The sequence below is a fragment of the Arsenicibacter sp. R0_47 genome, from assembly GCF_057652235.1.
In genome coordinates this window covers 1-25,486 of the sequence record NZ_JBYFCJ010000028.1, presented here as the reverse complement: position 1 = coordinate 25,486, position 25,486 = coordinate 1, and the positions used below count along the sequence as shown (strand labels likewise).

Here is a 25,486-nt window from a genome sequence, read left to right as displayed (position 1 = left end):
TTTTTATCAGTATCAGATTTTTTCTTTGTGCATCAGCGTAGCAACGCCTTTTGTCGTTACCTTACCCGTCTGCACATCCCGTACTTCGCCCAGGATTTCGGCAATGTGTTTTTCGGGATTTACCGACTGAACCGTAAAGGTCACCTCATAATCGGTATCAACAAACATCGGGCGCAGAAACTGGAACGTCTGGCCGATGTAGACCGAACCATACCCCGGAAACTCGGTACCAAGTACTTTTGTGAATACGCTGGCACCCAGCATCCCGTGAATAATCGGGCGCTTAAACGGGGTCTGCGCGGCAAAGGCAGCATCTAAATGTAAAGGGTTATTATCGCCGGTAACACGGGCAAAATCTTCGACGTCGGCCTGCGTAAAACGAAACGCATAGCGGTGAACAGCGTTTAAACCAAATTCGGGTGTCATGCTGAAAAACGGAAATTGTTCAATAAAGCGTGAAAGTACAGCATCTGCCCCATTTTTTTACATCTTCGCCGGATTAACTTACCGCAGGCTATTTTCCTTTCCCGGATGCCGAAAAGCACCGTAGCTTTGCAGTCCGTTTGTTTATTGAGATCACAGCACTATGCCCAAACATATATTTTCGTTAGGTTCCGACGCACACAACCGGGTTTTCGGATTAGACTTGCTGCGGGCCCTTGCTATCCTTATTGTCGTCGATGCCCACTCGGCTATTGCCCTCGGCCGTTTTCATACCGGAAACCTGCTCCATCAGTTTTTACCCGACGGCGTTGAACTGTTTTTCGTCCTCAGCGGCTTTCTGATCGGCGGTATTCTGATCCGGATTTACGAGAAGCAACAAAAAATGAGCGGACCGCTCATTCTTAATTTCTGGACACGGCGCTGGTTCCGGACCCTGCCCGCCTATTATTTCGTACTTGCCGGACTTATTCTGGTTAACCTGATCAGAGCCTGGCGCAGCGGCCTGCATCATACGCTGCCCGACAAATGGACGCTGGCCAAATACGTTGTGTTTCTCCAGAATTTTGCGACCTATGTACCTGATTTTTTCCCCGAAACATGGAGCCTGGCTATTGAAGAATGGTCGTATCTGGTGCTGCCGACACTGCTGCTGGCCTGGCATCTGATTGCGCCGAAACGGTGGCCGCGCAGGTACGTCGTACTAGCCGTCATCCTGACCGTAATACTGGGCACCAACGCCTTACGGCTCATTCAGGCGATCCGTATTCCGATCAGTGAAGGCGAATTGGGGTATCGGGGAATTGTACTGACACGGCTCGACGCCATTTCATACGGTGTACTCGCCGCCTATATCAAGCAGTATCATCTGTCGTTGTGGCAAAGTCCGCTGGCCCGTAAAGCCGGCTTCTGGTTCGGGGTATTGCTGACAGTTTTCCTTGCGTTTACGGCGTCGATTTTCATTTTACCGTATTATGTTGATGGTGGCGTATACCCCGCCTACGTGTTTTATAAACGCTCGCTCTATTTCACAGCCATTGGTCTGAGTACGATGTTGTTACTACCACGCATGGATAACTGGCGGAGCAGCAGCAGCTGGCTTGCCGGTCCTGTCACCCACATCAGCCTGATCTCGTACTCCATGTACCTGCTCAACCTGTCGCCCCTTATGATTCTGGTCATTGACCGGATACCGACAACATCGCTGGCGGTTGGTTACGCTAAAATCGGGCTGTTCTGGACACTGACAATTCTGCTGTCAACGCTGCTTTACCGCTTCTACGAAAAGCCCATGACCAACCTCCGCGACCGCCTGACCCCGAAAGAGCCGAAGCAGGTTTAAAGAGTGAAAGTGATAAAGAGCGAAAGAGTGATTCCAGTTCGCTCTTTCACCCTTTCGCTCTTCCGCTCTTTAACTCGAATGGTCGCTCACGATCAACCATTGGCCTTTGATTTTGCGCCAGAGCAGGGTAAAGTGTCCGCCCGCATCACCAACTTCAGGCCGGGTCAGGTGCCAGCGGCCAATGACATAGGCAGCATCCGGCGCCACGAAGTCAAGTTTGAGGATTGAGAATTTTAATGTTCCCATCGACGCCCGGTTCGGATACCGCTTTTTGTAGTTCTCCAGCGTTGCCTGATAGCCCTTTGTAACGCCGACCTTTCCGATAAACGTCAGCGAGTCAGAGGGCCAGTAGCCATTCATAAATGATTCTACCCGGCCGGCGTTCCAGTCTCCCTCCTGCCGGCTCAGAATACCCAGAATTACCTTCCGGTCGGCAGCTGATTGTGCCATTACCTGGCCGCAGATCCAGAAGCAGGCCAGCATCAGGCCGAAAAATGTTTTTTTGATCATGGTTGACAGCGCGTTAATGTTCGACCGTCAAGATACACATTTTGCCGCTTACCGGAGCGTGTCTACCCGCGTGGCCCCGCCGCGGCGTAATGAATCCGGCCGCAACGGGCGTGGTTTCGTCACAGGCGTATCTTTCAGCGCCTGCTGCTTGCGCAGTGCTTCGCGCTGACTTTGTTTTTTGGTCTGCCCCATTCCCCGCTTTTGCGTTGTCGAGGTCGATTCCTGCATAACAGGTGACTGATTTTGTGCGGCGACCGGCAACGAAAGACCGATACTCAGAAGAAATATACCAATGGTGCTGGTTTTCATATCGTTCGTAAAAAAAGGAGTTTACCGGTCACCGCCCTGACTAGTGTCAGCAGCATGCTGCCGGTAAACTCCATGTTCACATTTAGCTGTCTGATGTTATCCTACCGGAGCGTATCCCGACGCATCTGGTTCTGGCGCGACCGGCGATCCTGGCGATTCATTTCACGGCGGGTTGGCCGAGTCGAATCCATCTGGTTAGTCGTGCGGTCCGTTGAACGGTTCAGGTTCCGGTCACGGGTTCTGCCCTGCTGCATGGTCCGGTCCTGCTGAGTCGGATAGGTTGTATTACCCTGCGTACCCGTCTGCGAAGTCCCCTGCGTGTTGTAGTTACCCGTGTTGCTATTCTGTGGATTCGTCTGAATCGTACCGTTTTGCGGGTTGGTCTGCATCGTACCCACCGGCGGATTTACCGTTGGTACCTGTGCGCCGGTTTGTGTGTTGCTTCCCGTGTTATTGTTATATGTTCCCGTCGTTGTCGACGTTCCTTGCTGTGTCGGATTTGTTGTTCCCTGCTGTGTCGGGTTTGTTGTCTGCGCCTGTGCGCTAAGGGTCAGGCCGGCTACCAGCATGGCTCCTACTACTACTAGCTTTTTCATATTAGCTGGTTTGTCTATAGTTCTAGTTGTTTATTAGACTAACAGCCAATAAATCCGGAAGTTTGCTATAATGAGGAAACGGTCCGGAGCTTAATAACGCAAACCAAACGTCAGCCCGTACATATACGGACGGATCAGAAAAAGACTTTTGTGGTCGGAGACAGCATTCCAGCCATACTGCACCGTAGGTTCAACGCGAAACCACAGGGCGTTAGCCAATGGCCGTTCAATACCGAAGGAGCCCTGATAAAAGCCAGAAAACCGGCGGATAGGGCCGATATACCCCCCAACCGAAGCGCCGGTTGTGGCATAGTAGGTCCAGTTTTTACCCGCGCCAAGGTGCCAGACTGCATCGGCGCTGATGCCGGCATATTGCCAGTTCGTCGTCTGCGTCTTGACCACATCACGGGTCACCGGTGTCAGTTGCAGGGTCTGGTCGTCAATCAGATTGGAGATAATTGAATCAGGTCTGGCCGCTCCGACGCTGTACTGCACCGTTTGCCGGAACTGGCCGAAATTAACACCAAGGCGAAGACTCGCCCATTTGGTCAGACGCCACTCGCCGCCGGCCTGCATCCGCCAGCCGACACGGTCGCCCGACAGGCCGTTATCCGTTTTAATCTGCCGCACATACACATCATCGTCTGTATTCGGACTAATCTGCCGGAAGGTATACAATGGCATCACCGCGACAAACCAAACCGGCCACTGACGTGGTTTTGACTGAGCGGGCTCACCCGAAGCAGATGCCTCAATACCTGGCAGGCGTGTGGTCTGTTTGTGTACAGCAAACCCTTTTCCCGACAGCGTCGGCACGGCTAAGGCAGGATTACGCCACACGACGTCTACCGGTGACGCCACTCCGGCAGCGCCGGATGCAGCTACAGTCTCTATCGGGCCGGCATCAATAGTCGTTAATTTATTTTGCTGATTACCAAGGCCTTTCATCGACCCGGCAACAACCTGATCATTTATATTCACCTCCCCGTCGGCTCCGCCTGCGGACTTACTCCGAAACAACTTCCCTAAACGAACAGCTGATTTTTCATCTAAAACAGTCTTGCTACCCGCTGTCGGCTTACGGCTCACCGATGCTGTCAGTTCGCTCCTGCCAGGCTTACTTTCAGGTACAAACTTATGACCGGTAGTAGTACCATCGGCTGGTTCACCGGCAGGGCCTGCCAGTGAGGTATGGGATTCCGTTAGTTCACCGGTTTGTGCCGGTTGACTTACTGATCCCTGAGCATGCCCCTTTCCGGCGGCTATTGGCGGGCTGGTCGCCGGATCAGGTACTGTTTTTTCCGGCAACACTACCTGATCCGGCGACTGTTTCAGCATCAGGATACCGACGATGCTCAGCAATACGCCAATCAGGGCCAGTGCCCCATATTTCCGCCAGCTCCTGCCGGCCGGTGGCGGAGGCGCCGGTGCATTGGCCTGCATCAGTATGCGGGCGAGGGCATCTGCCGGTGGTTCAGCGTCAAAATGCTCAAACCGCTTCCGGAATTCATCTTCCCAGGGATCGGTTTGGTCAGGAGTTTTCATAGTTTATAATACCCCGTAATTTCAGTTTTTTCTGTAATACCAGTTTGGCCCGCGCCAGCTGTGATTTTGATGTACCTTCAGAAATGCTCAGCATGTCCCCGATTTCGGGATGGGTATAGCCATCGATCACGTACAGGTTAAACACCATCCGGTAACCGTCGGGTAATTCTTCGATAAGCTGGAGTAATTCTTCGGTTGAGATGCGGGCCAATATATCCATATGCTCCTGAGACCCGTAATCCCAGGCGGTTTCGTAATCGGTCTCCGCGCCCTGCTTTTGATTTTTATGGTACAGGTTTATGGCTGTGTTGACCATTACCCGCTTCATCCAGGGCAAAAACTTTTCCGTTTGCTCAAGCGTATGGAGCTGCTGGAAGATACGGGTAAACCCCTCCTGAAACATGTCTTCGGCTTCAGGAATACTACGGGCATAGCGGCGGCAAAGGCCCATCAGCCGTGCCCTATACCGCTCATACAAAGCGGTTTGTGCACGGGGGTCTTTCTGCTGACATCCTCGTAACAATTCCTGTTCCGTCATATTCACAAAGGACGCAGAAATCGCGAAATTTTCACGTATCGTCCCCTCAATCTGTCCTTACTTTACAATTATTTTCACCTGGGCTGAGGCCTTATTATCGCTGGCGTCAGTCAGCTCATACACAAAACTAAACGTTCCGGTCTTAGGCGTTGTCTCCAGCCGGTAGAGCAAACGCCCGTCGCGCTGAACATCCAGTTTCAGGTTTGAGGGGTTTTCTTTTATGGTAATTGATTTCAGCAAGTTACAGACCATATCATTGGCCAGGATGGGTAGATAAATGCCGTTCGTACGGGCGTCGTCTGACAGACCGGACAGCGTAATGGTGCGTGAATCGCCGGCAGCTGTCAGGACGCAGTTAGCCACCGGCGGCCTCCCCTGAATAACCACTACAGCATCCAGACAGGTACCGTCGCAGCGGCGATAGGTCAGCTCATCAGAGGCTGCCGATACACGGGCCTTATAGACAATTACATTGCTTTTATTCACGTAAGCCGATCCGAAAACCGGCGGTAATGCCAGCGAAACCGGAATCGTCCGGCTGCTCTTACAGAGGACATCATTGCTCAAGACCGGAATCCGGATAGAATCGCCGACAAAAACCGGCTTAAAGGAAACTACATTATCATTAAGCGACACGGTACAGGCCTGCACCGGATCAATAACTGTTATGGTTACGGCTGCCACCGAACAGTTCCTGGTCGAGGCACCGCTGTTACAGACTTTATAAATAAAGGAATCTTGGCCCTTATAGCCCGCTTTGGGCGTATAGATAACGGTACCGTTGCTGCCTTGCTGAACCGTACCGTTTTTAGGCTGTGACTCAATCGTCAGCGAGGATACATCTACATTACCTTCGCAAAAAACGTCGTTCTGCAGCACCGGAACCGATATGGCCGTACTCATCACGGCCTCGGCCTTGTCAGAAACGGCGCCAAGCTGGCAGGGCAGCTGGTCCTCGGGAGTTGCCATTGTAATGCGTAGCGGAACCGCCGAAACGGCGCTGTTTTGCTGATCGGCACTGAGGATAACCTCATCGTCACCGGCCACAAATTCAGCTTTCGGGGTATATACCAGCAAGCCCTGGGTAGTAAACCGGGCGTCGCCCCAGCCAGGCTGCTTCTGTATCCGGAACGTAGTAACGGTACTAAGCCCCGGAATTTTCTTCAGGTCAATGGCGAGCTGCTGATCAACAAGGGCGACAAACTGATTATCACCGGAAATCGGTTCAGCGGGCGGCATCAGGTCAGGGTTAATCTGATCACAGGAAACCAGACCAATCAGCCCCATATTGAGCCAGTACATGTATTTAGTTAACCGCTTCATCCGTACACTATCATCCTGTTCGTACAGCTATAGAGACAACTGCCGGATTAAAAGGGTTGCACCACCAGAAAGAATTTGCGGTTATTCGTCCGTTTCGCTGCTTTCTTCACCAAGCACCTGCCAGATCAGATCGGATTCATAGCCCCGGCTCAGGGCAAACCTGACCAGTTTTTGTTTGACGACCAGCGGGTTATCATCACGCAGGGTGCTGCGTTTTTTATCGAGCAGGCTACGCAGGGTTTGCCGGTAATCGTCCGGCTCAATTTCCTTCATGGCCTGTTCCAGATTGTAGCCGGTAATACCACGCTGCTGGAGGTGCTGTTTGATTTTGCGCTTTCCCCAGTTTTTAACGCGGAACTTTCCGCCGGCAAAGGTTTTGGCAAACCGCTCCTCATTCAGGTAATTCTGCTCAATCAGATCGGCAATGACAGCTTCGGCCTCATCGCCCCACACGCCCCAGTCAGCCAGCCGTTCGCGGACTTCCTGCTGGGTTCGTTCCTGATACGCGCAAAACGAAGCGGCTTTGCGCAGGGCATCCTTGTGTCGTTCGGTCATTCGTGATTTACAAGACTCAGCGCAGGTATACGGCCAAAATCTTTCAAATTATCTGTTGCCAGACGCAGTTTATGTCGTTTAGCTGTCGCAGCAATGAAAAGATCATTAAACTTATTCCCTAGCTCCTTGCCTTCTTTTTTTAACAATAACAAATCCTGAGCAGCTATTTCTGCAGCTTCTTTATCAAACGAAAGTATTTGAATCCGGCCAAAAAAAGCCTGCCAAAATTGTCTTTCAGCAGGCAAACTCTCTCCTTTGGTTAACTCGAAGACTGTTATTGCCGAAACAGCAAATTGATAACGACCTGCCAAGGTAAACAACCTTGTCTCTTTCTTGTCAAGCGCCCTGTAATGTTTAATGAGAATATCGGTATCTATTAGTATCGTTTCTACCGGTACATAGACCATTTGGGCAGGCCCTTCGGTGACAGATATTGACATTCTTGCTATGTTTGCTTAAACTGATTTCTTTGACCATGATTCAAATCCCTGTTGTTTTTCCTGATAAAGCTTATATTCTTCATCGGACATAACAGGCCAACTCAGTAAGTGCTGTTGTAGATCCGTCAAAAGCACTCCCTGACTCTGATCTTTATTTCTTTCACCTTGGTCTTCAGCTTCTACCGGTAGTACGATGAGTTCAACTAACTCTGCAATAAAGCTGGCCGGCAACTCTACTGTAATTGTATTTCCCTGTCGTCTAACAACCTTCCGAATTGCCTCCATAGATCAGCTTTTTCATGAATATAATACTTTTCTGATTAAGTCAGCGCCAACATTTACAACAATCCGGTAATCAACCGGCCGATTTGCTCAAGTCCGTTAACGTCATCCTGCGTAAAGTCATTGAGCTGATCGCTGTCAACGTCCAGGACCATCGCAACCGCACCTGCCTGGTCGAAGATGGGCACGACTACTTCTGATTTCGAGGCTGAGCTACAGGCAATATGGCCCGGAAACTGCTCAACATCCGGCACCAGAATTGTTTCCTGCCGCGTATAGGCAGCTCCGCAAACGCCTTTGTCGAAGCGAATACGGGTACAGGCGATTGGCCCCTGAAAGGGTCCCAGTACGAGCTGATTTTCCTTTTTCAGGTAAAAGCCGACCCAGAAAAAGCCAAAGGCTTCTTTCAGCGCGGCGGCAATATTGGCGAGATTCGCCGTCAGGTCAGTTTCGCCGCTGATGAGTGCGTCAATCTGCGGCACCAGAGATGCATATACTTCAGCGCGGCTGGTGGTTTGCGGTATGATGAGTGTTTCTGCCATTGTAATCGTTCAATACGCCGGGAATCCCATGAAAGGGCATTCGTATTCCCTGAACTTACGCAACAAAAGCCGGACGCGGCCGGTTCAGACCGGCGTCCGGCCCGGGCTTAATTACTATCGCGTTCAATAATTTTTCCGCTTTGCTTTTCCTTCAGAATGATTTTGTGGCGGCCGTCGTGGGTAACTTCCTTCTTGATCAGGTAATGATCGGCATCGTATTCCGTGAGTGTTGTTTGGGCCGAAAGGCCTTCCTGCCCCCGCCAAACCGGCAACGCTACCGGCTCCCACTGCTTTGAGACAGCTGACCGGTAGGCCGCATCCAGGATGGCATTCACCACATACCCGTCATAAAACGTTTCGACCGGTTCGCGGCCCGCTTCGCAGGCGCTGAACATATCGGTAAACATGTGATTATACCCCAGATCGTTCACTTCATCACCCACCGGAAAGAGCCACCCCGTGTTTGATTCGGCTTTTTCGGCTACGTACTCTTCGCCCTCTCCTTCGCCCGTTGTAAACATTTCGAAACCGGTCCGCAGGAAATTATTGATCCAGATCGTTCCTTCGGTACCCATGACCTCATCGCGGAGATCCATGCCGCCCCTGAATGTCCAGCTGACCTCAAACTGCCCGATAGCACCGTTTTCGTACTTCACCAGCGCAATGGCGTGATCCTCGGCGTCAATGGGTTTTACCTGCGTAGCGGCCCAGCACATGACTTCAACCGGTCTTACATCCTTGCCGATAAAGCTCCGGGCAATTTCGACGCAGTGGCAGCCCAGATCGAGCATACAGCCTCCACCCGCCTGCTCCTTATCCCAGAACCAGTCAGAATGCGGGCCGGGATGAGTCTCTCTGGATTTCGCCCACAAAATCCGGCCGAGTGCCCCGCGTTTTACGCTTTCGAGCGCTTTCAGGAATTTGGGGGTGTAGCACAAATCTTCCAGGTAACCGCCAAAAATACCGGCTTCTTCCACGGCCTGCATCATGCGCAGCGCTTCATCGGCATTCCGGCCCAGCGGCTTGGTGCAGACAACATTCTTTTTGTGTTTGGCGCAGAGCTGCACCGCCGGTTCGTGCAGGTTGTTGGGCAGCGCAATGCAGACCATAGTTACCTCAGGGTTTGCAATCACAGCTTCCATTTCCGTTGACCAGAAATCGCAGCCGTAATCGGCCGCAAACTTCCGGGCGGTTTCTTCGCGGCGGGCATAGATGGCAACCACACGGTCGCGGCTCCGCTGCCCATGCAGCGATTCGGCATAGAAGCGGCCGATGAAACCGCCCCCGAGCATGGCTATTTTTTGCATAATGAACAGGGTTTAGTGTTTGCGCATGGCCTTTCGGGTATTCTTCCGTTTTTTGCAGTCGAAACGAGCGGCCTGTTATACTGTCAAAATCAAGCCGCGCAGACTTCCTACTAGCAATGCCTGACTTTTTCGATATTAACACAATTTTCTTTACCGTCTGGGGGTATCCGATGAGCTACCTGGAGTTTTTCGGGGCCCTGACCGGAGCCGTTGCGGTCTGGCTATCAGCCCGTGCTCACGTCTGGAGCTGGCCCATCGGGGCGGTTAGCGTTGCCTTGTTCTTTTTCCTGTTTTACCAGATTCAACTCTACCCCGACATGTTTCTGCAGGTCTTTTTCTTCGTGACCAACCTACAGGGCTGGTGGCGCTGGACACACCCGAAGGCCGGAGAAGCCAATCAGGAGCAGGAGCTAAAAATCAGCCGGTTAAGCCCGCGGCAAACCCTGACCTGGTCGCTGGCCGGCGTAGTGGCTTCGCTGGTCCTGGGGTCGTTCGCTCAGAATTTAAACACCTGGTTTCCGGTTCTGTTTAGTAAACCAAGTGCATTTCCATACCTTGACTCATTCACCACGACCATGAGCATCGTGGCCACCTTCATGATGATTCAGAAGAAAGTCGAGTGTTGGTATGTGTGGCTTCTGATCGACATCATTCTGACCTATATCTATTATGTCAAAGGGGTAAAACTGGTCGCATTTGAATACGGCATCTTCTGCCTGATTGCCGTGCAGGGCGCATGGCACTGGACAAAAGAGTATCAGCAAGACCTTGCGGTCGGTTCAGCTAAGTAATCGACTTTTTTACAAGAGTTTTGTTACTCCGCGAGTACAATATATGACTAAAGAAAGAATTTCAATCTACAACCCATTGATTGACATTGCTTTGTATTTATTGTTATATAAATTTGATTCTGGAACCAAACTTTACTAAACTGTATGGCACTAGCCAAGCAATTCTTAAAAAGCAAGCCTGTTTGCAAAGTTACCTTCTCTGTAACGCCTGAATCTATCAATGGTGCCAAGTCGGTAGCGCTTGTAGGTGAATTTAACGAATGGAATGCAGAAGCGGCTCCGTTGAAGAAACAGAAAGACGGTTCGTACAAAACGACGGTTGAGTTACCGGTTGGCAGCGAATACCAATTCCGGTATCTGATTGATGGTGAGCAATGGCTGAATGACGAAACCGCCGACAAATATGTGAGCAGCGGCGTATCGGCAGAGGATAACTGTGTTGTTGTACTGTAATGGAACGATAGTACAGGAAAAAGCCTGGCAATAAGCCATTTGGGCTACCAGGCTTCTCCTGCGAGTATATTATACCTGAAAGCTGTCAGATTCGATATACGCCTTCAACAAGGCTTCCTCTCCTTCTTTTCCGGGTCGTGAATTGCCGTGCTCCATACCGAAAATAAACTCTTTGTTTTCGGCTTTAGCTTTCTGGTACACGTGCTTAAAGATATTTTTGTAATTGATCTCTCCCGTTGTAGGCTCTTTACGACCCGGATTATCGCCAATCTGAAAATACCCGATCTCGCTCCAGCACCAGTTGATGTGCGGAATGATGTGCCCTTCGTTTTTCTGCATGTGGTAAATATCAAACAGAATTTTGCAGGCAGGGCTGTTTACCCCACGGCAGATTTCATAGGTCTGATCCGATGTCCGTAAAAACAGGTTGGGCGTGTCGCTCAGCGGCTCGAGTACCATCGTCATATTGTGTGGTGCCAGAATGTCGGAGCCACGCCGGAGGGCATCAATCACGTTTCCGGTCTGAATCCCGATCGGCAGGTTACGCTCAAAGTCACCAGGCACAACCGTCATCCATTTGGCATTCACACGCTTGGCCACATCAACCGCGCGCTTACAGCCGTTAAGGAAAATATCGATATACTCCTGCTTGCCGGCCGCCAGTGAGTTCTGTGAGTTACCTCCCTTATCGACCACAAACACGCCCATTTTCATGCCCAGGCGGTCGAGCTCCTTACCGATCTTTTCCTGTACATCTACCGGACGCCCCATCATCCCATTGTCTTCAATGGCCGTAAACCCCTGGTCGGCCATGAACTTCAGCTGGTCAATCAGGTCTTTGCCTGCACTGTTCTCGAACATGCCGAAGTGAGGCGCATACATCAGCTTAAACTTGTTTTTGGCCATCGGGCCGCCCGTTGCTACCTGATCAGCAGCAGCAGCAATTGACGACGTACCAGCCAGCATAGCACCGGCCGAAGCAAGGGTATTCTTCACAAAATCGCGACGAATCATACGTTTGAGTTGTGTTTGGTAGTTTCACTTTTCACAAAAAGATAATCTGCGCATGAACATACCTTGCCAGGCCATAAAATTTCCGGAATACGTGGTATGGCTGGCCCCAACAAAAAAGGACACTCTGTATAGAGCATCCTTTCCGGGTAGTTACACTGTCTGTTCAAACTACTTTTTCCGCAGGCTAGCCAGGTACTCGACCAGATCAACCAGCTCCTGCGTACTCATATTGTCCTGAAGACCGGCCGGCATCATGGAGCTATCCGTTTTTTTCATCGAAACGACGTCGGCCATTTTATAATTCTGTACTACACCGCCCGGAAATTTCACCTGCAGATCGGTTTCGGTTTTGCTGGAAACAATACCGGCAATGTTAGTACCATCCTTAAACTTGATTTCCCAGCCTTCAAATCCGAAACTGATACCGGCATCCGGATGCAGAATGGCCAGGTACTGCCCTTCACGCGGCAACTTGCTGCCGATTTCCGAGAGCTTCGGCCCGAAGTCCATGCCTTCGCCATTGACCTGGTGACAGATTGAGCAGTTGTTTTTGAAAACCGTTACACCACGGCTGGCATCACCTTTCATGGCCAGCAGCTCGTTCATCGGCGGTGTCTTTTTAGCCGTAGAACCGCCGATACCATCCAGATAGCTGGCGGCTTCGGTCCGTACTTTCTTACGCCAGGTATTTGCAACACCCTGTACGGCAGCTGGTTTATATTCATTTTTAATATCCCCCGATTTCAGCAGGGCCAGAATCAGGTCTTCGCCGTTACCGCTGCCACCGATGGCGCGGGTCGCATCTTTCCGCAAGGCTACCGGCCGTTTTTCGTCCAGGGCAACCGTTTTCAGGATCCCGAGCGACTGATTGCTGCCGACCATACGCAGAGCCATCACCATTTTCGAAGCAGCCTCGGCATCGTTGCCGTTGATCGTTTCCCAGATCAGCGATTCACCACCCTGCTTAAGCAGTTGGCGCGAAGCATCCCGTCCCATGCCTTCGAGGTACTTGGTAAGCGCCAGCTGACGCAGACGATTGTTTTCAGCTACCGGTTCGTAGCGGGCTACCAAATCCATGTATTCGGCCGTACCATACACATCGTTCAGCAGTTTCTGCAAGGCAGTCATTGCGGATGCGTTGTTTTTGGCCGTTGCCGGATCCAGGTGCCGGAACGCCAGTTTGGCAATATCCGGCGAGCCGCTGTTCTGTTGAAGGATGTCCAGCAAAGCACTTGATTTTTCCGACAGCCCCGGATTAAAATCGAACGCCCGGAAATAGCGCAACCGCTCATTCAGCGATACATTCCGGTCATTGGCCAGACGCGCCAGCAGCGGTACGGCATCTTTGGTACGTGCCCGCCAGACAATATCGCGGCCGGCCGCACTGCCCGTCGCTGCTTCGCCGGCGCGTTTCTGCCACGCCGCAAAACAGGCATCCCACTGCCCGTCGGCACCGATACCCAGCGCTTCCAGATACCAGCGATCTTTCCCGTCGTGTGCGGCTGCCAGGTCTGCCCACAAGGCCGGCATTTCCGGCGACTGATTTTGATGCAGCGCCAATGCGCATTCACGAAGTACCTGACGTTCTGTATCTTTTGCCAGTTGTTTTACGGCCTTGATCGTCTCCTCACTGCCTAGCTGACGGGCGGCCCGAAGCGCTGTAATCCGCAGGTTCGGGTCAGTTTCTTTCAGACCAGCCGCCACATACTGCCGGCCTTTGTTGTCCGGCAGCTTGCTGAGTAGCCACAACGCACGGGCTTTCATCCGCGAATCGGTCGTATTTTTATAGAACGCCGCCAACGGCTTTTCAGCTTTAGTACCCATGCCCTTCAGTACGTTCCATGCCTGATGACGCACGTTCATGCTCGGACTTTGCAAGGCCTCAATGGCACCAGCCACGGTGGTCAGATCCAGCTTCGGCATTTTATACGGTGTATTCGGCGGTGCAACGCGGTAAATACGGCCACGGGCCTGATCACCGGCCTGGTGTCCACCCACGCCCGGATCATACCAGTCGGCAATGATCAGCGAGCCGTCGGGTGCTACGCACACATCAGCCGGCCGGAACCACTGATCCCGCACCCCTTCGAGCACCGGCAGCATACTCGCCTTGTAGCCGGCACCATCGTTCTGCACCGGATAGGCCCGAACCACATTGGGCCCGGCATCGCAGTGAATCACCTGGTTCTGAAACGCCGGTGGCAACAGTTTTCCTTCATAAACAATGATGCCAGTTGGTGAGCCCGCCCCTGTTTGCAGCAGGTTCGGTACTACACCGGGATCGTTCAGGTGCCAGTGGCGCAGCGGGATTTCCGTTTCCATGTTTGTGCGGTTGGCCTGCCAGCCCGCGCCGGTCATTTCGTCGGTATAGCCGTAGTTGCCATACTCCATCACGTAGTTGATCCGAACACCTTTGTTACCGTCGTCGTCGTTGTCCGACTGCCAGAGGGTGCCATATGAGTCAACCGCCACTTCATAATTATTCCGGAAATTATGGCCGAGCAGCTCAACGTTTTTCCCGCCGGGATCACAGCGGAAAACCATTCCCTGCTTAAAGTTCGCCGGGTTGATTACCTTGCCGGTAACCTTATCAATGATAGGATTACCGTCTTTATCTTTCAGTTGTTTGCCTTCGTTACCGAAGTTAAAATACCATTTCCCATCCGGTCCTGCCACGAACGTGTGCATACCGTGATCATGCTGTTCGCCGCTGATGCCGGTAAACAGGATTTCCTTCTTATCCGCCTTGTCGTCGCCGTTCTCGTCGGTAAAAACAAATACGTTCGGGCTGTTCGACACAATCACCTGATTACCCTGCACCCAGATGCCGAGCGGCGATTCCACTTCGGGGCCCTGGTAGAATGTCTTGCTGGCATCGGCCTTACCGTCGCCGTTAGTATCTTCCAGAATCACGATCCGGTCACCTGCCGCGTGTGTCGGGTTACCGTTGATGGCAGGCCGGTAATTATAGGCCTCGCACACCCACACCCGCCCGCGCGTGTCTACATCGATATTCGTCGGATTGACCAGCATCGGTTCCGAGGCGAAAAGCGTCGCCTCCAGGCCGGGCGCTACGTTCAGGCTACCAACGGCAAACTTCGGATCACGTTTATCGTCATCGCTCAAGCCGGCAAATAATTCATTCAGAAACGATTGAGATGCCTGTCCGGGGTTTGTCTGCTGATAGGCGCCCATCAACAAGCCGCCGGCCAATAGCCCGGCCGCCGATATACTGAGCATCCGGCGCTGACGAACAGACCATAAAAAGAAAGATTTCATAGAAAGGATCTGGTATTTTTCAGAAATATACGTAGCAAAGACTGGATTTTATACTGCTGAACGGAATGTACATGCATAAGATTGAATTGTGTCAATTTTACTCTTTCTCCTTATTTTAGTACCGGTAATGGGTACTAAAATAAGAAATAAAAACCTGTATATCTGTATTATATGGAATATGAGTAACAAATACACAACATTTTTTGCAGCCGTTTTCAGTACCAGAAACGGCGAACCAGCTACCAGCATTTGTTACGCGTTGAAAATGATAATTTTAATCAGCCGGCGATATCCAGCTCAGGTAAACGGTTCACGGCTGTTTGCTTCAGGGCTTCAACTACCCGGACATATTTCTGTGTATGGGTAAGCGAGGTATGCCCTAACAGCGATGATACCGTTTTCAGGTCTGTCTGGTGAATGAGCAGATTGGTCGCGAACGAATGGCGCGCCACGTGGAAGGTTACTTTTTTGCCAAGACCGGCGTTCTCACGCCAAAGCCGCAGGGCACTTAGTACGGAGGTGTGTGAAGGCAGTGCAAAAACCGGCTCCTCATTCCGGCCGGCCGGACCAAGCAGTTTCTGTGCCGTTGCGTTCAGGTTTACCCAAACGATCTGGCGTGTTTTCTGTTGCTGCAGCCGGAGCATCCCGCGCTGAATATTCGTCCAGCGTAAGGTGTTCACATCGCACAGGCGCAGGCCGGTGTTACAGGCGAAGAGAAACGCCCGCTTTACTTCCGGGTTCGGGCAAGGCGTCTGCGCCAGCAATTGCAGCTCTTCGGTGGTCAGCACATCTTTCTGCAAACTGTTGGCCGACCGCTTATTCGTTACCTCAATAGCCGGACTAGCTTCCAGCAGTTTGTCGCGCACCGCCTGACGCAATACTTTCTTGAAACGGGCAAAGTAGTCGTGGGGTGTCTCACCGGTAAGGTTGGCGTGGCCGTCGAGGAAATTTTTGAAGGAATAGCAAAAGCTCTCAGTCAGTGCCTGTACCGACAGGTAGTCGGTTTGGGCAAACTCCTTTAGATAACGCAGCGTACCTTTAAACATGCGACCGTCCTTTTTAGGGTACGCATCAATAAACGTCTGAAAATACGCCAGAAAGTTAACCTTTGTTTTCTGGACCGGCGTCAGGCCGTTGCGTTGGGTACTTTGCTGAAGTTCACGTTTGGCGCGCAGGTGCTCGGCCGTTTGCAGCACGGTTTTGTTATGCTGTTTTTCCAGTTCGTCCTTAGGGCGTTTGTGCAGGTAAAGGCGGAGAAACTCATAGGTCCGTTCTTCGCCGTTGTAGGCATCAAGGTACAGACTGATTTTACCGCTTGCCAATGTCCGCCGTCTTAACTTTACCGCCATCGCTACTGTTCAGAGTTGTTGTCTATCTTCAGGCAATTTACAAAAAACGGAGGGCATTGCGTATGCTCTTATCCGGCAGTCTGTATCCGGCAACAGGTTTAATGTTTCGATAATACCAGCGTAGCAATGACATGAACCTGCGCTGTTATCTTTAGTGCTGTAAATAACCCAATTAGCTCTGCAATGCTAAACCGACGCTTTTTTCTGAAAACACTTGGCTGGTCGGGTGCGGCCCTCACTGCTACTCCGGCTGCCATAGCCCGAACGGATGCACCGGCAGCCCCTCCCCGGCTAACCGGCCGTGTAACCGGCCATGGCAAAGGACTCGCCAATGTCTCTGTAACGGATGGCTTCACCGTTGTACAGACCGACGCAAACGGCAGGTATACGCTACCCGCCGACGGTCACGCAGAATTTGTATATATCAGCATACCAGCCGGTTATGTGTTTCCCGCTGACAAGGGGACGACCCGTTTTTATCAGCCCATACCCGTTGGTAAAGATACCTTCACGGCTGATTTCACCCTTGAAAAACTGCCGGTCGATGATACCCGGCATCAGTTTGTGGTTTGGGCTGATACCCAGATGATCTCCAAAGCCGATGCTGAGCTGCTGAAGACCGGCGCTGCTCCCGACCTTCGCGATCTGGTGGCGACTTACCCTAAGGGCGCCTTGTTTCATGGTATCGGGTGCGGGGATCTTGTCTGGGATCATTTTGAGCTGTACGACGATTACAAACAGGCTGTTACCACAACCGGCATCCCGTTTTTCAACGTTATCGGGAATCATGACCTTGACCTGGAAGCACGTTCTGACGAGGGTTCTGCTAAAACCTTCAGGCAACAATTCGGGCCGACGTATTACTCCTTCAACCGGGGCAAAATTCATTATGTGGTACTCGACGATGTGTTTTTCATCGGCACCGCTAAAAAGTACATCGGCTATCTGCCCGAAGCACAGCTCCACTGGCTCGAACAGGATTTAAAAACTGTTCCGAAAAGCTCAACAGTTGTGGTCAGTCTGCACATTCCGACGCAAACGGGACATGCCCGCCGCAATAAGCTTAAGGAAGAAGAGATCAGCGGCACCGTTGCTAACCGCAACCATCTCTATGAGTTGCTGAAGCCGTTTAATGTCCACATCATGTCGGGCCACACACACGTCAATGAAAAATGGCAGGCAGGCAACATCACCGAGCACGTACACGGTACCGTCTGCGGTGCCTGGTGGACCGGCCCGATTTGCAGCGATGGTACACCCGCTGGCTACGGTGTTTATGAAGTTGACGGAAACGACATCCGCTGGTACTATAAATCGACAGGCAAACCGCGTGAGCACCAGTTACGGATTTATGAAAAAGGCAGGATTAAAGACGCGCCGGAGCTAATGGCCGCTAATGTCTGGAACTGGGACCCGTCGTGGAAAATTGAATGGCTGGAAGACGGTGTAGTAAAAGGAACGCCGGAAAGCCGTGTCGCGCTGGATCCGTGGGCCACCGAGCTTTATGCCGGTTCGGACTTGCCCAAAAAACATAAATTCGTAGACCCGACGCTTACCGATCACCTTTTCTTTTTTACGCCATCAGCCGGCGCGAAAGAGATTACCGTTCGGGCAACCGACCGCTTCGGGAAGGTGTATACTGAAACGGTGAAGGTAAGTTAACATCTCCTGCTTTTCCAATTAACTGACTTATACCCGCGTGTATGAAACCGACGTTCCCTGCCAGTTACTCAACACTTTGTCCGGATGCACTGGCTGAACTCCTCGCCAACGTATATCCGCTGGATGATGTCCGGTGTACATTTCTGACGCGGGGCGTCGGTGACACCTACCTGGCTGATACGCGGCAAGGCAGGTTTGTACTGCGTATCTACCGGACTTCGCACCGGCATCTGTCGCACGTACAGGCAGAAGTTGCCTTACTGCTGGCCTTAAAAGCAGCAGCAGTTTCAGTGTCCTGGCCGGTAGCGGACCGGACCGGTGAAACAATTCAGGCGATTGATGCCCTTGAAGGAGTGAGGTATGCCGTACTTTTCAGCTATGCCCCGGGCGAGTCTGTCCGGATGCCGGATGATCAGCAGCTTTACCTTTTAGGCCGCGAAATGGCGCGTTTTCATCAGGTATCATCGACAATCAAGTTGCCAGGCGAACGATGGTGTTTTGATTTTAATACAACGTTTACTGAGCCTCTGAAAACGCTACAGGACAGATTTTCAGATAATCCGGACGTATATGACTGGTTGCAGCGTGCGGCCCATATGGTTGAAAAAAAACTGGCCGCCATCGACCGCTCCGCTTTATCAACAGGGTACTGTCATTTTGATTTTCTGCCCAAAAACATGCATTTTGAACGGGATAGAGTTAACTTTTTCGATTTTGATTTTATGGTGTATGGCTGGCTCGTATATGACCTTGCCTCTTTCTGGCAGCATCTGGCCATTGAGGTCTATGCAGGGCGGCTAACGCCTCAAGCCTGTGAAAAAGCTTACGCTGGTTTTCTGGCGGGTTACCGTGAGCATCGTTCAATCAGCGAAGAAGAATTGGCATTAGTTCCTTATCTGGCTATCGGTTTCTGGTTGTTTTACATGGCTTTTCACACTAGCCATGATCAGTTTTATAGCTTTACCCAGCCAGCCCAACTAAAGGTATATACCAGCTTTCTCAAACACCTGACCGAAACGTACTGGGATCAGCAACCGGTCTAAAACGGAAAAAGCATCGCCTTAGCGATGCTTTTTATTGTACCGGGAGCGGGACTCGACGCAAAAAACAAGATAATTACCTGAAAATCAATACATTGACCACATCATTAACGTTTGTCTTTATACGCAGCGAGCCGTACAGGTAAGTCTGTGACCACTTTTTTAGGCAGTTTTACCAATCTATTTTGTGGCAAAACCAAAGGTTTAAACTACTTCCTTGACAAGGCATTAATAAGCCTTTCTTTTTCCTCTAAGAGTTGATTCTTCAGTTCCAATTCAAGTTTAAGTTTCTCATTCTCACTCCTCAGTTCTTTGTCTCGCAGGCTTCTCGCCCCACCCATTTGCAGCCCTTCATTCTCACTCGCAAAAAACGCACTAACTGGAATATTCCAGTACTCCGACAACTTCACAACGATCTCTGTACTCACCGCAGGCAAGTTAAACTTCTTAAAAACGCTACTGGAAGTAAGTTCCAGTACAGGAGCAAGCGTCTCTGCGCTATCTCCCTTCATCTTGGCTAATGCCTTGATTCTCTGACCAATGTGTGTATTCATATATCTAGCTTTAGGTTTTTTTGTAATTTTTTTACTGTAAAAATTTGGAAGTACATGTATAATAATTTTACATTGCATCGAAAATTTACAACAACACTACAAATTTTTTACACTTAGAGATGAAAAATATTATTATGCGGATGTACGATGATTTGCCGTACTGGAAGCAGCGAAAGTTAAAAAAACTCTGGACGCAAGAATTTGGCAGTAAGTCGTTTGGATACAGAAAAAAACACCCCAAAATCGAGGATTTAATCTGGTACGCCGAAATGCTTCAGGTCTCGGTAGAAACCCTAACAAACTCACTGTATCGACCTAAGTATACGCACTGCGATCTTGTACGAGAAGATCAGGCTCTGGCAAGCAAATACAACATGAAGGCAGCAGCATGATAACGCTCATATTCGTGGTATTGGCAATTATCCTGGCGGGATCAGTCCTATCTAAGCTTTCTGGTTGTATGAAAGATGACATTGAGTCAAAAATCTATCAAAAACGATACAAGGAATATGAGCGCCGGAAACACACAACAAACTGAAGTAAGACACTTCAGAGAATTGTACATCAAGGAAGCAGCAAAAACCGCAAAAATGGAGAGTGCTATGACGGCACTCGAAAATTACGTTAGGACGTTTGAGTCTGGCAGTTTGCCAAAGTGTCTTGCTCCGGTTCTGAAAATCCTAAATGACTCAAAATAATGATGTTCGCTCTAACAATACATAAACAAGTATTTTACCCCGGCGGCAAATCAGCCGGATATATGCGTGAACATTACGAGGGACTTACTACTGAAGAAGTAGCCACGCAACTTAACAGTAACGGCTTTTCGGGCATTACAGCGGCTTATTTAAGCCGGATCGTTTACAGTCGGAAACCCTATCATATTGCCCCAATTAAAAAATCGAATAGCACAACAAAGGCGCTATTGATTCCTAATTAATTAATCAATCATTATGAAAATCAGATTCCGACACATTCGCCTTAGCAAGGCGAACCGGGAGCGTCTTGCTGAAATAAACAGCATAATTGAAGAATACCAGGCACAGAACTACAAATTAACCCTTCGCCAGCTGTATTATCAGTTGGTGAGCCGTGATATAATTGCCAACAAACAGGCAGAGTATGTCAAGATTTCAAACATACTAAAAGAAGGCCGTATGGCCGGAATTGTTGATTGGGATGCAATTGAGGACAGATTACGACGGCCGCAAACACCGCCGTCATGGGAATCGCCGTCTGAGATCATGGACTCAGTTATTTATAGTTATCAGTTACCACGCCTGGCCGGCCAACATAATTACATTGAAACCTGGGTTGAAAAGGATGCCTTATCAGGCGTTTTAAGTCGGGTAACCTCAAAGTACCATGTACCCATTCTGGTTAATCGGGGTTATAGTTCGATTTCAGCAATGTATGATTCCTATAAGCGTTTTTTTAGCGCATTTCAAAGGAAGCAAAACGTAACAATTCTTTATCTGGGGGATTACGACCCTTCAGGTATTGATATGATCCGCGATATTGAGGCAAGGATTATAGAGTTTTTTTCAGGCTGTACAACTACAAAAAAAGGCTTTACCGAAATCTCCAAGCACGAAATCGAAGAACTGTATGACAAGTATTACTTCGATGAATCTTGTTTCAACGAAGATGACGATTTTGATAGTTACAGAGCCTACATAAAAAGTCGATTTACGGTTACGCCAATAGCATTGACCAGAAAGCAGATCGACCAATATACGCCTCCCCCGAACCCGGCAAAAACGACTGATCCACGGTCTAAAAAATTCATTGAAGAATTAGGGGATACAAGTTGGGAAGTAGATGCATTACGCCCTGAAGTCCTAAACAGCATCCTTACAACTGAGATTGAGAGCCGCCTGGATTTGAATCTGTATGAAGAGCAGCTACAAAAGGAAAAGGAAGATTTAAAGCAGCTGGAAGCCCTGAAGGGGCAACTCCGTTAACCCTAAGTCATTAATTATCATGTCAGAATCTCAAAATTATCCCTTTCGGCTGGAACAATCGCCCAAGAAAAAGGGCATCTGCCCGAATTGTGGCCATGATGGTCAGTTCCGGTTTTATGAAGACCTGAACGGCAACCGTTTAGAAGAGTACGGCCGTTGCGAACGAGTCAACAGCTGCGGCTATCATGTATGGCCAACCGGTAAAGCTGTACCTAAAACACCCGGAGATTATGTACCACCACCAATGCCTGTTCAAATTTATCCAGACAGGCTACAAAAAAAGAAATTCGACGATTATCTAATCGACCAGGAAAGCAATTTTCACAGATTCTGTGTAGGACTAGGTATTTCCTATGGGCACTTAGCCAAGTGGAGAGTAGGAACCGAAGAGCGACCAAATAAGGGTCTTCTGACAGTTTTTGTATTTGTTGATCATCATAATGAAATCGTAAATGCAAAATGGTTTCAGTACCATTCAACCGGCAAGCGAAACAAGGATTTTGAGAGCCATTCACTCCGTCAGCCTACGGAAAAGGATGGCGATGAAGCCCCAAAACGTTATGGTATGTGCTTGTATGGCGAACAGTTGTTAGATCCTGAACGGAAGCGGATTGTTTGTCTTGTTGAGTCAGAAAAAACAGCCGTTATCGCCAGTTGGTTCTATCCTCATTTTGACTGGATTGCTGTAGGCTCCTGCAACGGCCTGACAGATGCGAAAATTCAGGTGCTGGCTGGCAGAACTATCTACTGGCTGGCAGATGCAGACGGGGATGAAATCATAATCAATGATAAGAAATCCAAGTCAGAGGACTCCAAAAAAACGTATGGCGGTCGGCGCAATAGCAGTATAAAGAAACTTCAGGCTTATCAATTTAATCACGAAGTCCTTGACCTTTATCCTACCCGCAAAGATGGCTTTGACATAGCTGATGGTATAACGAATGAAATATGGCCTGTTACTGCACTCCCGGAGCCGGAACAGCCATATCTACCAGAAGTTTCTAACACAGATGATGATAATGAAGATGAAGACGATGAGTATGAATCGCAGAATGTAGAAGCTGACTTCAGCGAGGAATGGGATCATGTGATCGGTCTGGATAAAGCGTTTTTCTATAGAGCTGATACCCAAAAACATTACCGGCGTTTCGGCTTTGTCGAGTATAGATCGAGATATTGGTTTGGCAGTATCACAACGAAAGACGACATCAAAACGCTAACCTTCCGGAGCGTCAGTAACTGTGTAATTAAGCCGCTATTACTTATTGACAGCAACGACCCTAAACGGGTCTATGAGATTTTCAACGTTTTTGGTGAATCAAAGTTAAAATCATTTTCTCCTAAAGAGTTCACTACTCCACAAGGGTTTACAGAGCAAGTTGAGTCATTAGGTAATTTTTACATTCACACATCAAAAACACAATTCAACAGAATCAAGATTAAACTATATGAGTTATGTTTTTCAGCGATAGAAATTAAAACATTAGGCTACCACAGAGACGGATTTTATGCATTCTGTAATGGCATCCAGACAGACAAATGGATACCATTAGACAAAAAGGGATTTGGGATCGTTGAACATAATAATCAGCGTTACTTCATTCCTGCCATAAGCAAAATAAACCCACATGACTCTGATGATTTCGAAAATCATAAAAAATTCAAGATGGATTTGCCGTCAAAAGCAGTTTCATTTACTGAGTATGCCAAACGTTTTTGTGAAGTATATCCCTTGAACGGGAATGGCCAAATTGGTTTGCTCTACTTCATAACATGTCTATTCCGGGATATTATATATAACCGGTTCCGGTTTTTCCCCCACCTGTTTCTGTTTGGCCCACCGCAATCCGGAAAGTCATCAATTGCCTGGTCAATTATGAAACTATTTGGAGAGGCGAGATCACCATTCATGTTGAACACCGGTACAGCCGTTGCCTTTTACAAACAATTTGCGGAGTTTGAAAATGCAATTGTCTGGTTTGACGAGTATCAGAATAGTATCGACTACGCTCGTATTCAAAGCCTTAAAACCGCATACGATGGCGCAGGGCACACAAAATCAGAAAATTCAAAAGACAACAGAAACCGGTCAATTCCTGTTAAATCAGGCTGTATTATTTCGGGTCAGGAACTACCCACGGCCGACAACGCTCTTTTCACCCGTTGCATCCTTTTACAATTCACTAAAACCGATTATTCTGAAAAAGAAAAAGAAGAACATTCAAACTTTTATCAGGACATTGAAGTGCATGGAGTCAGTTACCTTACAGCACACATAAGCCAATATAGAGATCATTTTAAGGCCGATTTCATGAGACATTTCGATAACGAATTTTCGTTATTGAAGAAATATTTCAACAAATGGGGTATTGATGACCGTATTGCTAAAAATATGTCTATTCTACTCAGTACATATAGCTGTTTAAGTGATCAGTTAGATTTTCCATTCACGGTTACTGAACTCCGAACATCAGCCTACAATTTAGTTGCTTCTCAAAATAGTCTTATTTCCGGCAACAAAGAGACTTCTGTATTCTGGAAAATGGTCATGTTTATGAGTCGCAGTAAACACATTAAAATGAAAGTTGATTACCGGATTGACGTAAAATCTTTTCTTGATGTTGATGTACCAAGGGGATCAGAAGAAATCCGGATTAACCTAGTTAATAATGAGACTCAACAAGGCCGAAAAGTTCTTTTTATCCGTCTGACAAACATTCACACTTTTTATCAGAAGTTGTGCAGAGAACGCGGAGAAAAGGCACTGGACGAAGGTACAGTCAGACATTACCTGACTAATCAAAAAGGCTATCTGGCAAAAGTTCGCGGCCTGAAGTTCGGTAAGGTATCATCAACGGCATTAGCATTTGATTACGATTATCTCACAGAAACCATCGAAGACTTCAGCCTGGAAGATATAGAAGAAGAGCTACAGACAACCGATCAGGCGAAAGACGATACTGGCTTTTAACACCTCCTTCAATGAAAAGCTATTCAAACAGCTTATTTACACTGGCCTGGACCTGTGATGGATCAGAGCCTTTTTCAGCAGTCCTGATTGAAAAATCAATTTTGCTGAAAGCTTGCTACGATGGTCAGGATTCACCACAACTATCTAAATACTGTGGTGCCAATGGCTCAAACGAATACGAGTTTGGCTTTCTTGGCCACCCTGCCGCCTTTTTGAATTGGGAAATCAACCCAATGGCCTGGCTTCACTTCTTTTCAGGTAGTGGTATAGCTGTGTGTATGCAGGAATCCGATAGATCAATTGTGCTCAATCGAAAAGGGCCGGGCTTTCAGTTTCTGTACTACTCACATTTCGCCCGATCATCACATGAACCCACCCCAACAATGCAACATTTCATTCAGCACGTCATTGGGTGGCTTGACTTCATCGAAACACAATTAGCCAGTGCAAAGGAAACGGGATTTTTTTGGGCGGCACGGTGCCGCCGCTCCTAAAGCAGCTCATGTGAGGCATTTTTTAGGTCAACCTTGTCAACCTTGTCAACCCTGAAAAATCGGTGGCCCCGGCCCTATATTAAGATTTTAAAAATCAATTAATTAAAATAGGACTTACGCAAAAGAGTTAAATTGAGTCAAAAAAAGCCATGAAAGTCACGGCCCAACTTTACGGACAGTTTCTG

Annotated in this window: 25 protein-coding genes; 9 read left to right on the top strand and 16 right to left on the bottom strand. The window is 49.1% G+C overall.

Features of this window, described 5'->3' with window-relative positions; genetic code table 11:
- Window positions 1-12: 12 nt before the first annotated feature.
- Window positions 13-426, bottom strand: coding sequence for a MaoC family dehydratase (locus AC23NW_RS29030; protein ID WP_293837456.1), 414 nt, complete (start codon window positions 424-426; stop codon window positions 13-15).
- Window positions 427-586: 160 nt separating this feature from the next.
- Between AC23NW_RS29030 and AC23NW_RS29025 the strand changes: the two genes are divergently transcribed.
- The gene (locus tag AC23NW_RS29025) at window positions 587-1,783 is read left to right on the top strand and encodes an acyltransferase family protein (RefSeq protein WP_487453985.1); all 1,197 of its coding nucleotides are present in this window, start codon (window positions 587-589) and stop codon (window positions 1,781-1,783) included.
- A gap of 69 nt (window positions 1,784-1,852) precedes the next feature.
- On the opposite strand, the gene AC23NW_RS29020 is transcribed toward AC23NW_RS29025, so the two are convergent.
- The 11 genes from AC23NW_RS29020 to AC23NW_RS28970 form a co-directional block, all read right to left on the bottom strand.
- Complete coding sequence (locus tag AC23NW_RS29020; RefSeq protein ID WP_487454065.1) at window positions 1,853-2,266, bottom strand: YybH family protein; 414 nt, start codon at window positions 2,264-2,266, stop codon at window positions 1,853-1,855.
- 75 nt (window positions 2,267-2,341) lie between these two features.
- Window positions 2,342-2,602, bottom strand: a complete 261-nt coding sequence (locus AC23NW_RS29015; protein ID WP_487453984.1) for a hypothetical protein — start codon at window positions 2,600-2,602, stop codon at window positions 2,342-2,344.
- A gap of 101 nt (window positions 2,603-2,703) precedes the next feature.
- Window positions 2,704-3,198, bottom strand: coding sequence for a hypothetical protein (locus AC23NW_RS29010; RefSeq protein ID WP_293837453.1), 495 nt, complete (start codon window positions 3,196-3,198; stop codon window positions 2,704-2,706).
- A gap of 90 nt (window positions 3,199-3,288) precedes the next feature.
- The gene (locus tag AC23NW_RS29005) at window positions 3,289-4,743 is read right to left on the bottom strand and encodes a hypothetical protein (RefSeq protein WP_487453982.1); all 1,455 of its coding nucleotides are present in this window, start codon (window positions 4,741-4,743) and stop codon (window positions 3,289-3,291) included.
- Entirely contained in the window at window positions 4,730-5,281 is a 552-nt protein-coding gene (locus AC23NW_RS29000) for an RNA polymerase sigma factor (RefSeq protein WP_293837451.1), read from the bottom strand. Before AC23NW_RS29000 ends, AC23NW_RS29005 begins: the two co-directional genes overlap by 14 nt.
- 57 nt (window positions 5,282-5,338) lie before the next feature.
- Window positions 5,339-6,604, bottom strand: a complete 1,266-nt coding sequence (locus tag AC23NW_RS28995; RefSeq protein ID WP_487453980.1) for an Ig-like domain-containing protein — start codon at window positions 6,602-6,604, stop codon at window positions 5,339-5,341.
- 81 nt (window positions 6,605-6,685) lie between these two features.
- Window positions 6,686-7,159: a regulatory protein RecX gene (locus AC23NW_RS28990; protein WP_487453978.1), complete on the bottom strand. Its 474-nt coding sequence runs from the start codon at window positions 7,157-7,159 to the stop codon at window positions 6,686-6,688.
- The gene (locus AC23NW_RS28985) at window positions 7,156-7,599 is read right to left on the bottom strand and encodes a type II toxin-antitoxin system VapC family toxin (RefSeq protein WP_487453977.1); all 444 of its coding nucleotides are present in this window, start codon (window positions 7,597-7,599) and stop codon (window positions 7,156-7,158) included. Before AC23NW_RS28985 ends, AC23NW_RS28990 begins: the two co-directional genes overlap by 4 nt.
- Window positions 7,600-7,614: 15 nt before the next feature.
- Entirely contained in the window at window positions 7,615-7,884 is a 270-nt protein-coding gene (locus tag AC23NW_RS28980; protein ID WP_487453976.1) for a hypothetical protein, read from the bottom strand.
- 53 nt (window positions 7,885-7,937) lie between these two features.
- Window positions 7,938-8,423, bottom strand: a complete 486-nt coding sequence (locus AC23NW_RS28975; protein WP_487453975.1) for a GAF domain-containing protein — start codon at window positions 8,421-8,423, stop codon at window positions 7,938-7,940.
- 107 nt (window positions 8,424-8,530) lie between these two features.
- The gene (locus AC23NW_RS28970; protein ID WP_487453974.1) at window positions 8,531-9,730 is read right to left on the bottom strand and encodes a Gfo/Idh/MocA family protein; all 1,200 of its coding nucleotides are present in this window, start codon (window positions 9,728-9,730) and stop codon (window positions 8,531-8,533) included.
- Window positions 9,731-9,846: 116 nt separating this feature from the next.
- On the opposite strand from AC23NW_RS28970, the gene pnuC reads away from it, so the two are divergent.
- Together pnuC and AC23NW_RS28960 are read left to right on the top strand one after the other, a co-directional pair.
- Window positions 9,847-10,521 (top strand): nicotinamide riboside transporter PnuC, encoded by a 675-nt coding sequence (pnuC, locus tag AC23NW_RS28965; RefSeq protein ID WP_487453973.1) that lies wholly within the window; start codon window positions 9,847-9,849, stop codon window positions 10,519-10,521.
- A 144-nt stretch (window positions 10,522-10,665) separates the two neighbouring features.
- Window positions 10,666-10,974, top strand: coding sequence for an isoamylase early set domain-containing protein (locus AC23NW_RS28960; RefSeq protein WP_293837445.1), 309 nt, complete (start codon window positions 10,666-10,668; stop codon window positions 10,972-10,974).
- 69 nt (window positions 10,975-11,043) lie between these two features.
- Here the strand turns inward: AC23NW_RS28960 and AC23NW_RS28955 are convergent, their stop codons facing one another.
- From AC23NW_RS28955 to AC23NW_RS28945, 3 genes are all read right to left on the bottom strand, one after another.
- On the bottom strand, window positions 11,044-11,988 hold the full coding sequence (locus tag AC23NW_RS28955) for a hydroxypyruvate isomerase family protein (RefSeq protein ID WP_293837444.1): 945 nt from the start codon (window positions 11,986-11,988) through the stop codon (window positions 11,044-11,046).
- A 168-nt stretch (window positions 11,989-12,156) separates the two neighbouring features.
- Window positions 12,157-15,267, bottom strand: a complete 3,111-nt coding sequence (locus AC23NW_RS28950; RefSeq protein ID WP_487453972.1) for a PVC-type heme-binding CxxCH protein — start codon at window positions 15,265-15,267, stop codon at window positions 12,157-12,159.
- A 278-nt stretch (window positions 15,268-15,545) separates the two neighbouring features.
- Window positions 15,546-16,616 (bottom strand): site-specific integrase, encoded by a 1,071-nt coding sequence (locus tag AC23NW_RS28945; protein WP_487453971.1) that lies wholly within the window; start codon window positions 16,614-16,616, stop codon window positions 15,546-15,548.
- A gap of 183 nt (window positions 16,617-16,799) precedes the next feature.
- On the opposite strand from AC23NW_RS28945, the gene AC23NW_RS28940 reads away from it, so the two are divergent.
- Window positions 16,800-18,278 (top strand): calcineurin-like phosphoesterase C-terminal domain-containing protein, encoded by a 1,479-nt coding sequence (locus AC23NW_RS28940; RefSeq protein WP_487453970.1) that lies wholly within the window; start codon window positions 16,800-16,802, stop codon window positions 18,276-18,278.
- A 41-nt stretch (window positions 18,279-18,319) separates the two neighbouring features.
- A complete protein-coding gene (locus AC23NW_RS28935; RefSeq protein ID WP_487453968.1) occupies window positions 18,320-19,321 on the top strand; it encodes a phosphotransferase enzyme family protein in 1,002 nt (333 codons plus the stop codon).
- Between the two features lie 206 nt (window positions 19,322-19,527).
- Here AC23NW_RS28935 and AC23NW_RS28930 read toward each other — a convergent pair whose 3' ends face one another.
- On the bottom strand, window positions 19,528-19,872 hold the full coding sequence (locus AC23NW_RS28930; RefSeq protein WP_487453966.1) for a hypothetical protein: 345 nt from the start codon (window positions 19,870-19,872) through the stop codon (window positions 19,528-19,530).
- Window positions 19,873-19,991: 119 nt separating this feature from the next.
- On the opposite strand from AC23NW_RS28930, the gene AC23NW_RS28925 reads away from it, so the two are divergent.
- The 4 genes from AC23NW_RS28925 to AC23NW_RS28910 all read left to right on the top strand — a co-directional run bounded on the left by AC23NW_RS28925 (window position 19,992) and on the right by AC23NW_RS28910 (window position 25,301).
- Window positions 19,992-20,264, top strand: a complete 273-nt coding sequence (locus AC23NW_RS28925; RefSeq protein WP_487453964.1) for a hypothetical protein — start codon at window positions 19,992-19,994, stop codon at window positions 20,262-20,264.
- A gap of 561 nt (window positions 20,265-20,825) precedes the next feature.
- Window positions 20,826-21,836 carry a hypothetical protein gene (locus AC23NW_RS28920; protein WP_487453963.1) on the top strand — a complete coding sequence of 337 codons (1,011 nt, stop codon included), beginning with the start codon at window positions 20,826-20,828 and terminating at the stop codon, window positions 21,834-21,836.
- 19 nt (window positions 21,837-21,855) lie between these two features.
- Window positions 21,856-24,807: a DUF6371 domain-containing protein gene (locus tag AC23NW_RS28915; protein ID WP_487453961.1), complete on the top strand. Its 2,952-nt coding sequence runs from the start codon at window positions 21,856-21,858 to the stop codon at window positions 24,805-24,807.
- Window positions 24,808-24,818: 11 nt separating this feature from the next.
- The gene (locus AC23NW_RS28910) at window positions 24,819-25,301 is read left to right on the top strand and encodes a hypothetical protein (protein WP_487453960.1); all 483 of its coding nucleotides are present in this window, start codon (window positions 24,819-24,821) and stop codon (window positions 25,299-25,301) included.
- Window positions 25,302-25,486: the final 185 nt, after the last annotated feature.